The sequence below is a fragment of the Chitinophaga sp. genome, from assembly GCF_035761305.1.
Classification (GTDB): Bacteria; Bacteroidota; Bacteroidia; order Chitinophagales; family Chitinophagaceae; genus Chitinophaga.
On the sequence record NZ_DASTRI010000064.1, the window covers coordinates 1 to 16,750 of the forward strand.

General features: G+C 51.1%; 15 protein-coding genes. 10 read left to right on the top strand and 5 right to left on the bottom strand.

What is annotated here, in order from left to right; translation table 11 throughout:
- Positions 1–75: 75 nt before the first annotated feature.
- Entirely contained in the window at positions 76–846 is a 771-nt protein-coding gene (locus VFS25_RS06155) for an MBL fold metallo-hydrolase (protein WP_326461247.1), read from the bottom strand.
- A 44-nt stretch (positions 847–890) separates the two neighbouring features.
- Positions 891–1,772 (bottom strand): LysR substrate-binding domain-containing protein, encoded by an 882-nt coding sequence (locus VFS25_RS06160; RefSeq protein ID WP_326461248.1) that lies wholly within the window; start codon positions 1,770–1,772, stop codon positions 891–893.
- A gap of 93 nt (positions 1,773–1,865) precedes the next feature.
- Between VFS25_RS06160 and VFS25_RS06165 the strand changes: the two genes are divergently transcribed.
- The 3 genes from VFS25_RS06165 (at position 1,866) to VFS25_RS06175 (ending at position 4,341) form a co-directional block, all read left to right on the top strand.
- The gene (locus VFS25_RS06165) at positions 1,866–2,288 is read left to right on the top strand and encodes a cupin domain-containing protein (protein WP_326461249.1); all 423 of its coding nucleotides are present in this window, start codon (positions 1,866–1,868) and stop codon (positions 2,286–2,288) included.
- A gap of 1 nt (position 2,289) precedes the next feature.
- Positions 2,290–2,562 (top strand): tautomerase family protein, encoded by a 273-nt coding sequence (locus tag VFS25_RS06170; protein ID WP_326461250.1) that lies wholly within the window; start codon positions 2,290–2,292, stop codon positions 2,560–2,562.
- Between the two features lie 267 nt (positions 2,563–2,829).
- Positions 2,830–4,341 carry a S8 family serine peptidase gene (locus VFS25_RS06175; protein WP_326461251.1) on the top strand — a complete coding sequence of 504 codons (1,512 nt, stop codon included), beginning with the start codon at positions 2,830–2,832 and terminating at the stop codon, positions 4,339–4,341.
- Positions 4,342–4,432: 91 nt separating this feature from the next.
- Here the strand turns inward: VFS25_RS06175 and VFS25_RS06180 are convergent, their stop codons facing one another.
- Together VFS25_RS06180 and VFS25_RS06185 are read right to left on the bottom strand one after the other, a co-directional pair.
- Complete coding sequence (locus VFS25_RS06180) at positions 4,433–6,859, bottom strand: hypothetical protein (RefSeq protein WP_326461252.1); 2,427 nt, start codon at positions 6,857–6,859, stop codon at positions 4,433–4,435.
- 4 nt (positions 6,860–6,863) lie between these two features.
- Positions 6,864–8,132 (bottom strand): WG repeat-containing protein, encoded by a 1,269-nt coding sequence (locus VFS25_RS06185; RefSeq protein ID WP_326461253.1) that lies wholly within the window; start codon positions 8,130–8,132, stop codon positions 6,864–6,866.
- Positions 8,133–8,309: 177 nt separating this feature from the next.
- Here VFS25_RS06185 and VFS25_RS06190 point away from each other — a divergent pair, with 177 nt between their 5' ends.
- The 6 genes from VFS25_RS06190 to VFS25_RS06215 all read left to right on the top strand — a co-directional run bounded on the left by VFS25_RS06190 (position 8,310) and on the right by VFS25_RS06215 (position 13,754).
- Positions 8,310–8,687: an SRPBCC domain-containing protein gene (locus VFS25_RS06190; RefSeq protein ID WP_326461254.1), complete on the top strand. Its 378-nt coding sequence runs from the start codon at positions 8,310–8,312 to the stop codon at positions 8,685–8,687.
- 89 nt (positions 8,688–8,776) lie between these two features.
- The gene (locus VFS25_RS06195) at positions 8,777–9,397 is read left to right on the top strand and encodes a phosphatase PAP2-related protein (protein ID WP_326461255.1); all 621 of its coding nucleotides are present in this window, start codon (positions 8,777–8,779) and stop codon (positions 9,395–9,397) included.
- Between the two features lie 528 nt (positions 9,398–9,925).
- The gene (locus VFS25_RS06200) at positions 9,926–10,279 is read left to right on the top strand and encodes a hypothetical protein (protein ID WP_326461256.1); all 354 of its coding nucleotides are present in this window, start codon (positions 9,926–9,928) and stop codon (positions 10,277–10,279) included.
- Positions 10,280–10,290: 11 nt separating this feature from the next.
- Positions 10,291–10,689, top strand: a complete 399-nt coding sequence (locus VFS25_RS06205) for a hypothetical protein (RefSeq protein ID WP_326461257.1) — start codon at positions 10,291–10,293, stop codon at positions 10,687–10,689.
- Between the two features lie 126 nt (positions 10,690–10,815).
- Positions 10,816–12,927: a M48 family metallopeptidase gene (locus VFS25_RS06210; protein WP_326461258.1), complete on the top strand. Its 2,112-nt coding sequence runs from the start codon at positions 10,816–10,818 to the stop codon at positions 12,925–12,927.
- A gap of 191 nt (positions 12,928–13,118) precedes the next feature.
- The gene (locus VFS25_RS06215; RefSeq protein ID WP_326461259.1) at positions 13,119–13,754 is read left to right on the top strand and encodes a phosphatase PAP2 family protein; all 636 of its coding nucleotides are present in this window, start codon (positions 13,119–13,121) and stop codon (positions 13,752–13,754) included.
- On the opposite strand, the gene VFS25_RS06220 is transcribed toward VFS25_RS06215, so the two are convergent.
- Positions 13,722–14,108 (bottom strand): MmcQ/YjbR family DNA-binding protein, encoded by a 387-nt coding sequence (locus VFS25_RS06220; RefSeq protein ID WP_326461260.1) that lies wholly within the window; start codon positions 14,106–14,108, stop codon positions 13,722–13,724. The genes VFS25_RS06215 and VFS25_RS06220 overlap by 33 nt on opposite strands.
- 85 nt (positions 14,109–14,193) lie before the next feature.
- Between VFS25_RS06220 and VFS25_RS06225 the strand changes: the two genes are divergently transcribed.
- The gene (locus VFS25_RS06225) at positions 14,194–16,728 is read left to right on the top strand and encodes a phosphocholine-specific phospholipase C (protein WP_326461261.1); all 2,535 of its coding nucleotides are present in this window, start codon (positions 14,194–14,196) and stop codon (positions 16,726–16,728) included.
- The last annotated feature ends 22 nt before the right edge of the window (positions 16,729–16,750 follow it).

The following is a 16,750-nucleotide window of genomic DNA, read 5'->3' on the forward strand; positions in this document are numbered from 1 at the left end:
CCTTTTTTGTTTTCGGGAGTGCAAAGATAGGAATTAATCTTTTTCTTCCAAATATTCTTCAGAATAAATATCAATTTATACCAACAAACCTTGCTGTAAATCAAGCCCCACCCGGTATACCGCCGTTTCCGAAAACCGGGATGCTACCACAATCTCTGTGCCGCCTGCATGTTCCGCAAATAATGCCTGCACCAGGTCAGGAGAGTTGTTCTCCTGAGAAAGGTGCGACAGCAGCAGGTGGCTCATATAAGCCGGGCGGTGCGTTGTAAACAGCTCCAGCGCCTGCCGGTTCGATAAATGGCCCTGTCCGCCGCGGATGCGGTTCTTCAGGAAATACGGGTACCGGCCCTGCTCCAGCATCTGCTCGTCATAGTTGGTTTCCAGGAAAGCGGCGTGGCATTGCTGAAAGTGGCGGATCACATGCTCGCAGGGCGCGCCGATGTCGGTAAACACGCCGATGTTAATATCGCCGCCGTTCACGATGAAGCTGTGCGGCTCGGAGGCATCGTGAAACTTGGGGAAGGCGGTTACAGTAAGGGAGCCTACCTGCACCGGCGTATAGGCGCTGAATGACATTACCTGCTGTGCATTCAGCTGCAGCCCGCCGCTTACCAGGGTAGCGGCTGTAATGTATACCGGCAGATGGTATTTGCGGGCAATCACCGGTATGCCGCGTATATGGTCCGTATGTTCATGGGAAACAAAAATGGCTCTTACCTGCTGCATAGACAGCCCCAGGCGTTTCATCCGCTTCTCCGTTTCACGGCAGGAGATACCCGCGTCTATCAGCACCGCGTCCCAGTCATTGCCAATGTAATAACAGTTCCCGTTGCTGCCTGAATTCAATGATGTGATATATAACGACATGACACTGCAAAGAAACCGATTTTTTATTTTTTACGCACACGCTGTACCTGCTCACGTAAGGTTTCCTGCAATATTTCTGTAAGCCTTTCTACCGCCGGCGCAGCGTGCTGCTTTTGCTGCTGCAGAAATAAATGCAGGAAGGGGAGGGGTGGCAGCCCCGCCGACGCGGGTAACACCTTACATCCCGGCGGTAATCCGATAGCCGTGCGGATGGTAACGCCCAAACCTGCCTGCGCTGCGGCCCATAGCCCCGCCAGGCTTGGACTGGTGAGCACAACCCGCCACGGGCGTTTGGCGGCATCCAGCGCTTCCAGGCCCGCCTGCCGTATAATACAGGGCGCTTCAAACAGCAACAGCGGCAATGGCTGCTCCGCTGTTAACCGCGTAGCCTTACTGCCTATCCAGCGTAAAGGCAGCTGCCCAATGGGTATTGCATCCGGCGGCGTATGAAAGTGCATGTTCACAATCACATCCAGGTGGCCGGCTTTCAGCTGCTGCTGCAGCACCGCCTGCCGGTCTATCACAATAGTGATCTGCACCTGCGGGTACACTTCCGCAAAACGGGCCAGTATCACCGGCAGCTCGCTTTCTGCAAAATCTGCGGATAGTCCTAACCGTACCTGCCCTTCCAGCTGGGTATCGTTTAATGCGCGTACGGCGCGGTCGTTAATATCCAGCAGCTGTTTGGCATAGCCCAGCAGCATTTCGCCGGCAGCGGTCAGGTGCCAGCCCCGCCCTTGTTTTATGAACAGCGGCTGCCCGGTCATTTCCTCCAGGCGTTGCATTTGCAGGCTCACGGCCGATTGTGAGCGCGCTACCCGGTCGGCAGCTTTGGCAAAGCTGTCCAGGTCTACTGCCAGCACAAAGGTGCGCAGCAGGTCGAGATCCATTATGTCACCGGTCATAGTTTAATAAAATTGAAGTATTGGATTAAATATTTCAATATTACAAAAGTATGCAATCGCCTTAATTTTGACGCGGAATAAATGCAATAGCACATGAAACACTTTTTTTCAGCCGGCCTGCCGGTATGGCTGACGGCTATCGGGCTAAATGCAACAGCGCAGTCCCGCCCGGCGGGTATCAGCCGCAAAACCCTCCTGGAGCAGGTCTTACCTGCTGTTACGGTAGAGGATATACGTATAGATGAAATCATCCTTGCCCCGGGACAGGGCGCGCCGGCACATTATCATCCCTGTGAGGTGTACGGCTACGTGGTAACCGGGCAGATACAGTACCAGGCAGCCGGTCAGCCGCCTGTAATGCTCCACGCGGGCGATAGCTTCCGGGAGGCCGCGGGCCGGCAGATCACTGTTTTTAAAAATGCGCTCAACAGTCAGCCCAGTAAATTCATTGCCATTTACCTGGCTAAAAAAGAACAGCAGGTAACCGTTATTTCCACTAACAACAACACGCACTGATATGCCTTTTGTAAAAATCAATCTTGCACAAAACTTTACGGAAAAGGTGAAGAAAGATATTTACATGAACGTGCCGCACAGCGCCAATATGGTGTACGTTGAAATCACGGCCAGCGCCGGCCGCACAGTAGCCATGAAAAAAGCATTGTACCGCTCCATTGCCGAGAAGATTGCAGCCCGCACGCCCATTGCCATAGACGATGTATTTATCGTGCTCACTGAAACAACACTGGAAAACTGGTTGTTCGGGCAAGGTGTTGCACAAATGATATAAGCCTTCCACCATTCTTTTCCTGTTCACTACTATCAGCCTGCCGGCCACAGCCGGCAGGCTTTTGCGTAAATATGCAATGTTCCCGTACGCTTATCCACACCGGATATTAATTTTTCCCGCCCTCTTTGTTTAAAGTTGATTAATCTAAATAATTTTAAGTACATTCAATTAGCCCTATGTCACAATAGAGAGTCATGCATGATAGATAAAATGTAGCATTCTGTTTAATTCCAAAATCCGTTTTCGTTACTACTAAATCTTAACTCTATGAAAAGAAATCCACTAATGCGTTGGGCGTTGCCCCTTATGATGCTTATTGTTGTAGCCTCATGTAAAAAAGATCTCAATGTAATTAACGGGTCACTGAACAGGTCCGCCGTACACCAAGACAGAGGTTTTATCGTAATTGCGCAGGAAGGCGCAAAGCTGGAAACTATTTCAGAAGGGCTTACCAGCCTGGGAGTAAAAAAGTTTAAACTAAAGGAAGCCATCAAAGAGCTGGGCCTCATTCATGTTCAAACCCCCGACCCCTCTTTCCCTGAAAAAGCAAGGAAGATACCTGGCGTGCAATCCGTAGCGGTTGATGTGGTAATGAACTGGCGCCTGCCCACTAAAACATACCGCTCTGCCGTGTCTTACAAACCCGGGGAACATCCTGCTCCCGCGGGCGCCATGGCTAAATCAAACGCAGCGCCTGTATCTAACCCTTACAGCTTCCTGCAGTGGGATCTTAATTCCGTTAAAGCGCCCCAGGCCTGGCAAAAAGGCTACAAAGGCCGCGGCGCCAAAGTGGCTGTGCTGGACGGCGGTTTCCTGCTGAACGATCCTGAAATTGCCCCCAACATTATTTTAACCCACAACTTTATTGAAGGGGAAGAAGTACAGTACCATGGGGCAGAAGGGTTCAGCCACGGTTCACATGTTGCCGGTACTATTGCTGCTTTGGACGATGCCTATGGCGTGGTAGGCGTTGCCCCGGAAGCTAAGCTCATGCTCATAAAAGTGCTGGACGATGAAGGCTCCGGCCCCTGGAGCAGCATCATCGACGGCATTTTCTACGCTGCAAACCACGGCGCTAATGTGATTAACATGAGCCTGGGCGGCGAGCTGCCCCGCAGAACCTATAAAGACGATAACGGCACCCCCGACGACCCTACTGACGATTACATTGTAGAATATAACCGCGATGTAAAAGACCTGGTAATAGCCCTGAACCGCGCTACCGTGTATGCCAACCTGCTGGGCGCCACGCTCATAGCAGCCGCCGGTAACGACGCATATAATTATGATGTGGAAAAGAACTTTATCACCTACCCGGCCGCTGCCCTGGGCGTAATATGCATCTCCTCCAACGGCCCGCTGGGCTGGGGCATTAACCAGGACACCACCCTGTATATACCTTCTATTTTCACCAACTCCGGTAAGAAGTTTGTTTCCTATGGCGCACCGGGCGGCAACTATACTGATCCCGTGAACACTACTATTGTAAACGTGGGCGGTATTGTTAACTATGAATATGTGTTCGACTTTGTATTCAACATCGGCGCCTGGGATGAGGCAACAAATACTTTTTACTACACCTGGGCTGCAGGTACCAGTATGGCTGCGCCCCACGCCAGCGCCGCTGCTGCGCTGATATACGGTAAATACGGCCGCCTGGCAAATTCCCTGCTGGTAGAGCTGCTGTTCCGCAAAAGCGCTAATGATTACGGCGCGCCTGGTAAAGACCGTTTCTTTGGCAATGGCCAGATCAATGCCGGTAAAGCGGTGAGCTATTAATTGCGTTTGTCCTTTGATCATATAAAGAAGAGGTTTGCCTGTAAAAAGGAAACCTCTTCTTGTCTTTACCATCCTGGCCGCATAAGCGTATTTACTCCATTCGCTCCAGCACCATTATATCGGTACCGATCATTGCCACCCGGTACCGTTTTACCGGCGCCTCCGGCTTTTTCCCGTTGTATAGCTGCAATTGCCTGCCTGGTTTGTTAAACCGGTAATGGTAAACGCCATTCCTGGTAACCTCCTTATCATAGCCGCTGGAGTAAAACATGCGGCTGATTTTTTCCGCCGGCGTTTTATGCAATGTCAGCCGGGCTTCCACACAAGTGGTGTCTGCCAAAAAGTGCAGCTGCCGGTAAACACTGTCCCCGGTTTCATAGTCCGGCATGTCCGGCTGCGTGGCTGTATATACTTCATATGCGCCTGCGGTGTCTGTACGGGTCCAGGTTTTCAGCACCCCGTTTTTACGTGGAAAGTAGCTGTGCTCATTACCCGCGCGTTTTGTAAAATAAGTGGCGGCATTGCTTTCATAATACCGGCCTTTACCTGCCAGCACAGCATTTAGTTCGGCGGTAAGGCTTATATCAGGCTGCCCGCTGTCAGGGGGCTTTTGCGGATATATCTCCGGGTGGTGGGCCTCACCGGCTGTATTGTAAATGCCAAAGGCATCCTCAATGCCATTCTTCATCACCGCCATGGCGCTTATTTTGCCGTTAATGTAAAACAGGTTTTGCAGCTGGTTTTGGCTGCTCATGAGCTGCAGGTAACCGAAGAGCTGCCGTGCCTTATCAATGGGTTGCCGCTGTACTATACATTTCAGGAACACCACATTTTTCCCTTTATATATAGCCTGCATTTTTTCCAGCTCATACAGGATGCGTACGGCGTATTTCTTTTCAAAGTAATGGTCGAACATGGATATTACCACCACCTTTCCACGGTAGCTTTTTAACGCCGCCTGCCAGTCTGCTTCGTTATTTACTTCTCGGATGCGGGTGCTGTCCGTTTTCAGCTGGATGGTGGCGCCGGCCGCCTGTACCGCCTGTTTCCGGTTCAGGCGAACGGTTAGCTCCCAGGGCATGGCATTGCGTGCAGCAGTGGTTTTAAAAATGTTCAGCCGGTAAATGGATGGCGTGCGCAGCTCATCCTCAGCAACATCATTGTACTGCAGCTGGTACAGGTTAGCGGCAAAGTTCAGGGCGGGATTTTTCAACAGCGCGGCGTTTTGCGCGTAGGCTATGGAATCGCGCGCTTCCTTGAAAAATTCATTCTCTATTTTGCGGAATAAATAGGCATAAGCGATAGCAGCTTCCTTATTGCCGTTAAAATAGGTTTGAATGATTTCCGCATCCTTCATTTTAGACACCTTATCCCAGTTTTTCTGTAAAAGATTAAAAGCCCGGATAAACGCAGGAGAAAGCAGGCGGCTGTATTCGTTGTTCACGCGCGGCGCTATTTTATCAATGGTAAACCGGTAGTGTACGCGGAAGTTTTTCCGCAGCTTATCGGCATAATGGCCGGCCACGCGGTAAAAATTATCATGGATAACGGCATAGGGCAATCCTGGCGCCAGGTAGTTTTGATACAGCTGCCGCAGCACCAGGGTGTCTGCATCCCGCATGTCTGACAGGCGTTTGTACGCATAGTCGTACCGCATTTCTGCTGTTATGTAATCAATAAAATGCTGCGGCGCCCCGGAAGAAGCGTACACCTGCGCCAGCGCCGCCATGTTACGGGTATAGGCCGTATCGGGCAGGGTGCTGCGGTAAGCTAAAAAGTGCTGGTACCAGTTGTTAAAAGCTGCATTATCGCCCATCATACATACACGCTGCATCACCTGGTTGTAGTCCGGGTCAGGGCCGCCGGCTTTAACGCCGGGGTTTACAGCCAGCAACAGGGTGCTGCCCGGCTCCACAAAAAAGGTGGCTACTTCGCCCATTCCGTAAAAAAGGGTGCAGCGCTGCAGCTTGTACACGGGAAAGCTAAGGGTAAAGCGGCCGTTTTTGTCCAGGTTTGCCGGAAAGTATTCCTCCTCACCGGTGAGCACATTTTCATAGCTTGCCAGCACATAACTGTACCGCAGCCCAGGCTTAGGCCGGGCCGGCGGCTGCAGCCATCCCTTTACGGTAGCGGTGCCTTCCCGGAACAGCGGTTGTTGTAATGGCTGCCGCGTAATTTTACCGGCATGATTACCGGTACGTATATTCTTTAACGTTTGGGCACGTCCGTTTGTAGTAAGCACCAGGGTATGCGCATCCTGCAGCACAAGGTCCAGGCGGGCATTGGACAGGGTGAGCCGCCAGTGATTGTTGCTGCCGCTAACGGCAGTTATGTTCTGCACATTGTTCCGGTAGCAGGCTATATTTTTATATAGTCCTATTACAAACCGGTTGCTGCCGTCTGTTGAAAGCCAGTTACCGGTGAATGCTGCGGGCAGGGATGTTTGCTGTGCTGCTGCCAGGGTTACATATAGCACTGCCAGCAGGGTAAGGAAATAGCTGCGTAATTGATTGTACATTGTATTAATTGCTGGTGAGCTGTATGCCCGGGATAAATATTTTACCACTCTTCATATCCATATATCCTCTTTTACCATCGGGCATTTCTACCAGCCAGGCTCGCAGGTAGGAGTCGCTGGAATAAATTTGTTGCAGCACCGGCGGGATAATTTCAGTAAGGTCGCGGCTAAGCATGCCTATCCTGTTATTGCGGAGGGTCTTATAAAAGTTGCCCGTATAAATAATATCATCGTAGCGGAAAGGCGCCAGCACTTTACCGGCAGGGTCAATAATGCCGGCTTTACCGTCTTTTACGGCTTTTAGTGTAATGGCGGGTATATCGCGGCTGAAGGGGTCGTAGTTCAGCTTTTGCAGGTTCGTATAGCCGTTCAGTTCAAAGGTGTGCAGTATTTCCGTTTCACCCGACGTGTAGCGGGGGCGGTTCTCCAGCGTTACTTTCCATTTGCTGCTGCCCTGGCTGTAAACATACACGTCTTTTTTCATATCCGCTTCGTCCCTGGCGGCCTCCATGGGCATGGCAAATATTTCTTCGGTTACGGGCATGGCTACTGCTGTTTCCTCCATTGGTTCATCGTTTGGAGCATGTTTCTCTTTTCGGGGCTGTGGCACCACCTTGCCCTGCTCGTCAAACCAGGTAACTGTTTTGCCGCTGACAGCCACCAGCACTTTTTTACCCTGCTGCCAGTCTGTGTACAGCTCATCATACCTGGCGGGCAGCACTACGGCGCCGCGCATATCAATCAGGCCGCATTTACCCGCGATCTTTATTTTACCATAGCGGTTGAAATCGCGCATAAAAACGGCGTCGTCATACCCGGTTTTGTTCAGCGGGTGGCCGCTGTTTACATCTAAAAAGTATTTTTTGCCGGCTTGTGTAACCAGCAGTGTGATGCCGTCGTGGTATATGTAATCATCCAGCCTGTCAAACATAAACGCCGACAGTGGCTGGCCATTGCTGAAGTTCAGCAGCTGGTATTTCCCCTTTTGCTTTGCAATGCCGGCGTTCATACCAAAGTAGGTGAGGTGTTCATAGCTGCAGGGCAGTATCAAGCTGCCGTTGGGGCTAAGCAGGCCGTATAGCCGCTGCTTTTGTACAATGGCAAATTTATTGTCTACAAAACGGAAGCTGGTATCAAACTGCGGGGCAGTGAGCACGGCCAGGTTTTCGTCGGTAAATCCCCATTTATTGCCATCCGCATATGGGTAGTACCTGTTCTGGGCTGCGGCGGGCAACGCCAGGCTGCATAACAGCAGGTAAAAAATGCCTTTCATAGTTGAGTAAGGATGAGTTCGTGAAGATAGTAATATTATAAATATTTTGAATTCAATAACCCAATGATAACATACGGGCCGCGTTGCCCTGTTACCGCCCTCATTTACAGGTTGGTTAAGAATGCCATTAATTTGAATACATTTGCGCATTCATTATACCGCAGCGCCTGACTATTTATGAAGGATTATAAAAAGCATTTTATTGTACCTGCGCCTCCCGAAGAGGTGTACCGCGCCCTCACCAACCCGGCTACCATACAGCTCTGGAGCGGCGAGCCGGCAGAAATGAGCACAGAACCCGGCACGGAGTTCTCATTGTGGGAGGGCAGCATCGCGGGCCGCAACCTGGAGTTTGTGGAAGATAAAAGGATCGTGCAGCAATGGTACTTTGGCGAGCAGGAGGCCGACTCTATTGTAACCATTATCCTTCATCCTGATAAGAAAGGCACTTCCGTGGAGCTAAAGCATACCAATATCCCTGACGAAGCTTATACCGACATTACAGAAGGATGGCAGCACGCTTACTTTGGCGCGCTCATAGACTTTTACCTATGATGGGGTAACATATTTTTTTTATTGGTATATTTATATTAAAATTGCGCCCCGTAAGCACAGTACATAGCAAAATGCGCGTTGGACTTAGAATGCAGCTTTTAAGAAGGAGCTGGCAAATTTCCTGGGGAGATACGGGCTTTAAGAAGAAAATGATTGCCGGCAGTATAACGCTGGTCCTCATTTTTTTAACCTTTCCGTCTTTTTTTCGCTATATCGAAAAACGCGATGGCGCTGTATTGAACGACTGGATATTGGCCTGCCTGCCTGCAATTGATGTTTCTATACCTATCATGATAGGCATATGGGGTGTGCTGTTGCTGTTTGTAATCCGGGCTACTGGCCGCCCCCGCATGTTCCTGACCTTTGTTACCGCTTATATACTGCTGTGCGTATCGCGCTGCCTTACCATTTACCTGGTGCCGCTGTCGCCGCCGGTAAATATGATAGCCCTTACTGATCCGCTTACAAGCGTGTTTTACGGGGGGCAGTCCATCAGCAAAGACCTCTTTTACTCCGGCCATACTTCGCTGCTGGCCCTTGTTTACTTTTGTTCTGTAAAAAAGCCCGACCGCCTGCTGGCGGGTATTTGCACGGTGCTGGTGGGTATTTTACTGCTGGTGCAGCATGTGCACTATACCACCGATGTAGTGTTTGCCCCGCTGTTTGCCTGGATGGCGCATACCCTGGCCAATAAGTGGGTGGATCTGTAGGATTACTATTGCCGCATATGCACTGGCCTATGGTGCTACGGCCGTTTTGTAGTACTTACCTGCCGCAGCTCGTGCAACAACTACTGCAGGAACTTTTATAACATCTACAACCGGTCTTGCCGCAGCATCTGCTAATACTTACTGTAAACATCACCTAACACGCACAGCGTTCATCTGCTAACACTTACTGCAAATACCCACTAACGCTCGCAGCATTCATCTGCTAATACTTACTGTAAACATCACCTAACACGCACAGCGTTCATCTGCTAACACTTACAGCAAATACCCGCTAACACTCGCAGCATTCATCTGCTAATACTTACTGTAAACATCACCTAACACGCACAGCATTCATCTGCCTAACGCTTACAGCAAATACCCGCTAACACTCGCAGCATTCATCTGCGGCTACAATCCCGATCCTCCATCGTCCCGTTAACATTCCCATTTTTGATTTTTAATAAACTTTCAGAAAGTTTTGAAAATTCAAAATAGCTCAATACCTTTGACATGAATTAAACGCATATGAACATACTTGCCTATCTCTTGTACCTGTTGATTACTTACCTGGTTACAGTGCGTGTGGGATTTGTGTTTTACCGCAACGGGCGCATTTTTATACTCAACCTGCTGCAACAGGATGCAGCGCTTACAGACTTTATCAATAAAATACTGCTGGTGGGATATTACCTGCTGAACCTGGGATATGCCGCACTGATGCTGGCTACCTGGGACACTATTGATACCTGGACCGCCCTCCTGGACAGCATTACCGCCATGACCGGCAAAATACTGCTAACACTGGCGCTCATACACTTTTTTAACATGGCCGGCATTTATTTCATCAGCAAAAGAAACCAGCATTTTATTCATCCCTAAAATATAGTTGTATGCAACCATCTTACAATTTCATTGCCTATCTCATTTACCTGCCCGTAGTTATCCTTTTAACCTGGTATGTGGCGCATATACTGTTCAGGAACAGCAAAGTATTTATGCTGGACATATTCAGCGGCAGGGCAGAAATTGCAGGCGCCACCAACAAGCTGTTTGAAACCGGCTTTTACCTGCTGAACCTGGGCTTTGCCTTTTGGGTGATGACCATTACCGCAGACATTATCAGCAACCGCAGCCTGCTCGAAATCCTGAGCACTAAAATAGGCGCATTTTGTATCTACCTGGGTATTGTGCTGTTCCTGAACCTGTACCTGTTTTTCCGCGGCAGAAGGATTTCCAGGGAAAAGGCCCGCCTGGCTGCCGCATCTGCCAATACCGCTCCCCGCGAATAGCCTGTTCATCCATACCACCTGTCACCAGCACCTGCCATTACGGGAGGTGCTGCTTTATTTTTCATTTTTTTTTACTATGTTGTGTGTTATTGGCCAAGGGCCACATCACAAAGTACAATCTATACCATGAAATCACTGACGTATCCATTGCCGCCCGCCCATGTTTACCCGGAAAAATTAGCACCTTCTGCAGGGTTCAGAATGCAGGCCATTAAAGTTATGATGGCCATCCTGCTGTTCTTATTTACCTATGTGCTGCTGCTGGCAGTAGCTGTTGGCCTGGCCGTTGCCTGCTGTTATGCCGGCATATGGCTGATAATACTAAAGCCCATGTTCCTGACGATTATATTAGGGCTGGGGCTGATTGGCGTAGGCGTTTCTGTATGCTACTTCCTGGTGAAGTTTATGTTTGCGGTATCAAAAGATGAAAATGCCTACCGCATACCGGTTACCGAAGCGGAACAGCCGGAGCTATTTGCATTCATCCGCCGGCTTACCGCGGAAACCAATACCCGTTTTCCCAAAAAGATATTTCTTTCGCCCGATGTAAATGCCTGCGTATTCTATCATTCCAGCTTCTGGAGCATGTTCCTGCCCATACGCAAGAACCTTGAAATAGGACTGGGGCTGGTAAACAGCATTAACATCAGCGAGTTTAAAGCCGTTATGGCCCATGAGTTCGGGCATTTCAGCCAGCGCAGCATGAAGTTGGGCAGCTTTACCTATAATACCAACCGTATTATTTACAACATGCTGTATGATAACAAGGGCTATACCGCCTTCCTGCAATCCTGGGGCGGCCTGCACAGCGGCCTGGCGTTTTTTGCCAACATTACCATAAGAATAGCGCAGGGCATACAGTGGATATTGCGGGGCATGTACCGCATCATTAACAAAAGCTACCTGGCCCTGAGCCGGGAAATGGAGTTTCATGCAGATACCATTGCCGCCAGCGTGGCCGGTGGCAATAACCTGGTAACAGCCCTCAGCAGGGTAGAGGTGGCCAACGGCTGTTATTCCTCTGCCATTAACGCCGCCAATGAATGGCTGCGCGAAAAAAAGGTAGCCCGCAATATTTTCAGCAACCAGCTTATTGTGTTCCGCGCTATCGCCAGCCGGCACCGGCTGCCGCTGAAACAGGGCCTGCCGGAAGTAAACCACCAGTTCATCCGCTCTTTTTCCAAATCCAGGATCAACTATAAAAACCAGTGGGCCAGCCATCCTACGCTGGATGAGCGCCGCCAGCACCTGGAGCAGGTGGCTATGGACGCCCCGGCAGACGATACCAGCGCCTGGGCGCTGTTCCATAATGCAGCAGCCCTGCAGGAAAGCGTTACAGCGCACCTGTACCACGATGTGCCCATGGAAGGGAATATGCAGCAGTGCGGCGATGAAGAGTTTGAAACCTGGCATGCGGAGCAGGAGCAAACCTATAGCCTGCCGGCTGCCTATAAAGGATTTTACGACAGCCGTTTTATCGGCATTGCCGACTGGGACCTGAGCGGCGACGAATACCCGCCGCAGCCGGGCGACTTTGATGAGCTGTTCAATGAGGAGAACGGACAGATACAGGCATCCATCAACAACAATGAGAACGACCTGGCCCTTGTAACCGCTATTAAGGAGAAGCGGCTGGATGTTACCAGCTTTGACTTTGACGGCATTAAGTACACCCGCAGCGACTGTGACAGCATTATCGCCCGGCTGGAAAAGGAAAATGAAGACCTGAAAGCACGGCAGGCAGCGCTGGATAAGCAGGCATTCCGCTTTTTCTGTACCCATGCCAACGGGCAAAAACAAGCGGTGCTGGCGCAGTACCGGCAGTTCCAGGCATTTTGCAAACGGAACGGGCATTACGTGGAAATTGCGCATAAGATCAATACCATCCTGCAGCCTTTTTATGAAGGCGGCCTTACCGTGGATGAGGTGAACACCGCCGTAACAGAACTACGCAACACCCACGAGTGGGAGCTTAAAAGGGCGCTGCAGGCTTTTATGGATGAACGGGTAATTACCCCCGAAAGCCACGGCGACCTGCACGCCAGGATAACCGCGTTTATAGCCGCCCGCTATACTTACTTCAAAGACAATGTTTTCCAGAACGATGAGCTGAGCGAGTTATACGACCTGGCCATAAAGGTGGCGGGGGAGATAGGGGACCTCCGTTTCCGGTGTTACAAGCAGCTGCTGGAAACGCAGCTGGCCGCCTGCGGCTGTGCGCAAACTGCAGATGCATAAAAAACTGCGCGCCCGTGCAATACTTCCATTTTTGTGTGATCGCTGAATCGGGAAAAAATGGTATATTCGATGTGATCGCACGCCGATGTGGACTATGGTGCTTATTTCATAGCCTGAACCTACAGATTTCATCCAGAATCCCGTACTAATTTGTAGCTTTTTACGTTATTGTTACGCATAAAAAATATCCCGTGAAGAGGTCCGTAAGTGTACTACTACTGTTACTGTTAGTATTTGCGAAGTTTGAAGCAAGATCACAAGGTATTGACTACAAATGGCTAAAAACCATCAACTATAACCGTGACGATGAGTTTGACGGTTTTATGAATGGCGCCAGCAACAGCATGTACACCGTGTCTGCCGCGCTGCCCATTACCCAGCTGGTTATAGGCTATGCCACGCGTAACCCAACTACCATCCGTAATGGCTGGACCACCGTAGGCGCGCTGGCTGTGAGCTTTGCCGCCACTTCCGCCATGAAATATTCTTTCCACCGCGACCGGCCGTTTATGAACCACCCGGACCTGCTTACCGCTCAAACGAATAACAGCCCTTCCTTTCCATCCGGCCATACCTCTACCGCCTTTGCATGCGCAGCGGCGCTAAGCTTTGAATATCCCAAATGGTACGTGATAGCGCCCTCCTTTGCCTGGGCGGGTGCAGTGGGTTATTCCCGCATGTACCTGGGCCGCCACTATCCAAGCGATGTATTAATAGGCGCGGTAATAGGCACCGGCTCCGCTTACCTGAGCTATAAGTTCAACCGGTGGATAGACGGAAAGCACAAGCGGTCATCATCCTCCCTTACGCCTGTGCCCTTGTTTTAGCATTCCTTCCGCTGTTTCATACGTCTGCACCAGCTTTTTAGGCGCGCGCTCTTTCCAGGCCGCCAGGAAAAGGGCTGCCAGATCCTGCTGGTTTACTTTTGAGAGGTGTACCAGCATCATGGGATAATTCAGGTAATGATCTGTCAGGAAAAATATATCAGGCGCAGCCTGCAGCCACTTGTCCCGCTCCTGGGTACGGATGGCCAGGGTTTCGCCATCTTCCTTAATACGCGCCAGCAGCTTCCTGTGTACACGAAAGCCGGGCGTGCCGTGGCAGGGGCCTTCTGTTACGCCGGGCAGCGCCAGTGCAATGGCGCGCACCTGCTGCAGGTATATGTAGCCATCGACATTCATATGTACTAAATATACGAAATGGAAATTTAATCGCCATTTAGCCTTCCATTCAATACTTTTATAGCTGTAACAACCACTTACAGCTATGGACACCAGAAGGGAATTTATTAAGAAAGCAGCGCTGCTTTCCGGGGCGGCAGGTTTTGCCACATTGCCCGCATCCGTGCAAAAAGCGCTGGCCATTGACCCCGCTGCCGGCACCACTTACCTGGATGCGGAGCATATTGTGTTCCTCATGCAGGAGAACCGCTCTTTTGACCACTGCTATGGCTCCCTGCAGGGCGTACGCGGCTTTAATGATCCCCGTGCCATTCAGCTGCCCGATAAAAATCCCGTATGGCTGCAAACCAATGCTGCCGGCGAAACATACGCCCCTTTCCGCCTGGATATGAAAGATACCCGGGTTACCTGGATGGGCTCTTTGCCCCATTCATGGAGCAACCAGGTAGATGCGCGCAACAACGGCAAATACGACAGGTGGCTGGATGCAAAACCTTCGGGGCATGCGGCTTATGCAAAAATGCCTTTGACCCTTGGTTATTACACCCGTAGCGACATTCCCTTTTATTACGCGCTGGCAGACGCATTTACCGTATGCGACCAGCACTTTTGCTCATCGCTTACCGGCACCACGCCTAACCGCTTGTACTTCTGGACCGGCACCATCCGCGCAGAACAGCATACCGGCGCTAAAGCATGCGTATGGAATGAGGAAGCCGATTACGGCAGCATGGTAAGCTGGAAAACCTTTCCCGAACGGCTGGAGGAGAACGGCATATCCTGGAAAATATACCAGAACGAGATCAGCGCGGGCGGCGGCTTTACCGGCGAGCAAGATGCCTGGCTGGCTAACTTTACCGATAACCCCATTGAGTTTTTTACACAGTATAACGTAAAGCTCTCTAACCGCTATATCACTTACCTTGAAAATGCGGTGGCAAAGCTGCCTGCTGAAATAGCCGGTCTGGAAAAGCAGCTGGCGGCGTTGCCGGCTGCTGACGCCAAGCACGCAGCTGTGGAAAAACAGGTGCGGGAAAAAAAGGCGGCGCTGGAAAAAGCAAAGGCCGAGCAGAAAATATACACCCGCGAAAAATACGCGCAGCTGTCGCCGCAGGAAAAAAGCCTGCATGAGAAAGCATTTAGCGCCAACCAAAAAGATCCGCATTTTGGTAAGCTTACCACCCTTACTTACCAGGATGGCGATACTGCGCGCGAAGTAACCATACCGGAAGGCGATGTGCTGCACCAGTTCCGGGAGGATGTTAAAAACGGCGCGCTGCCGGCCGTATCGTGGATTGTTGCGCCGGAAAACTTCTCTGACCATCCCAGCTCCGCCTGGTACGGCGCCTGGTATGTGTCGGAAGTAATGGATATACTTACGCAAAACCCGGAAGTATGGAAAAAGACCATCTTCATTCTCACCTATGACGAGAACGATGGTTACTTTGATCACATACCGCCCTTTGTAGCGCCCAACCCGCAGGATCCCGCTACCGGCAAGGTATCGGCCAATACAGATGCCGGCGTGGAATATGTGACCATGGAGCAGGAGCAGCGCAGAACCGGTATGCCCGCGCAGTACCACCGCGAAAGCCCCATCGGGCTGGGCTACCGTGTGCCCTTGGTGGTGGCATCGCCCTGGAGCCGGGGCGGATGGGTGAACTCACAGGTATTTGATCATACTTCATCCCTGCAGTTCCTGGAAAAATTCCTGGAGCATAAAACCGGCAAACCGCTTACTGAAACAAATATCAGCAGCTGGCGCCGTGTGGTTTGCGGCGATCTGTCGTCCGTATTCCGGCCTTATAACGGTGAAAAAATTGCATTGCCTGCGCAGGTAGAAAAAGATGCGTTTATTGAAAGCGTGCACAAGGCCCAGTTCAAAGCATTGCCGCATGGGTATAAGCAGCTTACGCCTGCCGACATTGCGCAGGTGCTGCAAAACCCCGCCGGCAGCCCGCTGCTGCCCAGGCAGGAAAAAGGCATCCGCCAGGCCTGCGCATTGCCTTATGAGCTGTATGCCGACGGGCAGCTGGATGCGGATAAGAAATCATTTGAAATACACTTCGCCGCGCAGCAGCAGGTGTTCGGGAAAAAGGCCGCAGGCGCGCCTTTCCTGGTATACGCGCCGGGAAAATATAAAACGGAAGATATGCGCGTATGGTCATACGGTGTAGCAGCCGGGGATCAGCTGCAGGATAGCTGGCCTTTGGAAGATTTTGAGAACGGCGCCTATCATTTGCAGGTGCATGGCCCCAACGGCTTTTTCCGGGAATTTAAGGGCGGCAGCCAGGATCCCTTGCTGCAGGTAAGCTGCCGTTACCAGCAGGCAGCAGGCAATCCATCCCAGCTTACCGGGCGCCTGGCATTGCAGCTGCGCAACACCAGTAAACAAACCTATACCGTAAGCATAAAAGATAACGCCTATAAAACAGGCGCCCGTACACAGGTAGTAGCGCCGGGGCAAACCGGCGCCGTTGTGCTGGACCTGGGTAAAAACCATGGCTGGTACGATTGCAGCGTGCAGGTAAAGGGCTATGCTGCTTTTGAAAAAAGGTATGCCGGCCGCGTGGAAACCGGTACGCACAGCTTTACTGATCCGCTGATGGGGCGAGTGTAATTGTGTTCGCTACCGGACAGCA

Excerpts from the sequence above, each read along its gene's own strand:
- VFS25_RS06160 (WP_326461248.1), bottom strand. The coding sequence starts at position 1,772 with ATGACCGGTGACATAATGGATCTCGACCTGCTGCGCACCTTTGTGCTG.
- VFS25_RS06165 (WP_326461249.1), top strand. The coding sequence starts at position 1,866 with ATGAAACACTTTTTTTCAGCCGGCCTGCCGGTATGGCTGACGGCTATC.
- VFS25_RS06170 (WP_326461250.1), top strand. The coding sequence starts at position 2,290 with ATGCCTTTTGTAAAAATCAATCTTGCACAAAACTTTACGGAAAAGGTG.
- VFS25_RS06175 (WP_326461251.1), top strand. The coding sequence starts at position 2,830 with ATGAAAAGAAATCCACTAATGCGTTGGGCGTTGCCCCTTATGATGCTT.
- VFS25_RS06180 (WP_326461252.1), bottom strand. The coding sequence starts at position 6,859 with ATGTACAATCAATTACGCAGCTATTTCCTTACCCTGCTGGCAGTGCTA.
- VFS25_RS06185 (WP_326461253.1), bottom strand. The coding sequence starts at position 8,132 with ATGAAAGGCATTTTTTACCTGCTGTTATGCAGCCTGGCGTTGCCCGCC.
- VFS25_RS06190 (WP_326461254.1), top strand. The coding sequence starts at position 8,310 with ATGAAGGATTATAAAAAGCATTTTATTGTACCTGCGCCTCCCGAAGAG.
- VFS25_RS06195 (WP_326461255.1), top strand. The coding sequence starts at position 8,777 with ATGCAGCTTTTAAGAAGGAGCTGGCAAATTTCCTGGGGAGATACGGGC.
- VFS25_RS06200 (WP_326461256.1), top strand. The coding sequence starts at position 9,926 with ATGAACATACTTGCCTATCTCTTGTACCTGTTGATTACTTACCTGGTT.
- VFS25_RS06205 (WP_326461257.1), top strand. The coding sequence starts at position 10,291 with ATGCAACCATCTTACAATTTCATTGCCTATCTCATTTACCTGCCCGTA.
- VFS25_RS06210 (WP_326461258.1), top strand. The coding sequence starts at position 10,816 with ATGAAATCACTGACGTATCCATTGCCGCCCGCCCATGTTTACCCGGAA.
- VFS25_RS06220 (WP_326461260.1), bottom strand. The coding sequence starts at position 14,108 with ATGAATGTCGATGGCTACATATACCTGCAGCAGGTGCGCGCCATTGCA.
- VFS25_RS06225 (WP_326461261.1), top strand. The coding sequence starts at position 14,194 with ATGGACACCAGAAGGGAATTTATTAAGAAAGCAGCGCTGCTTTCCGGG.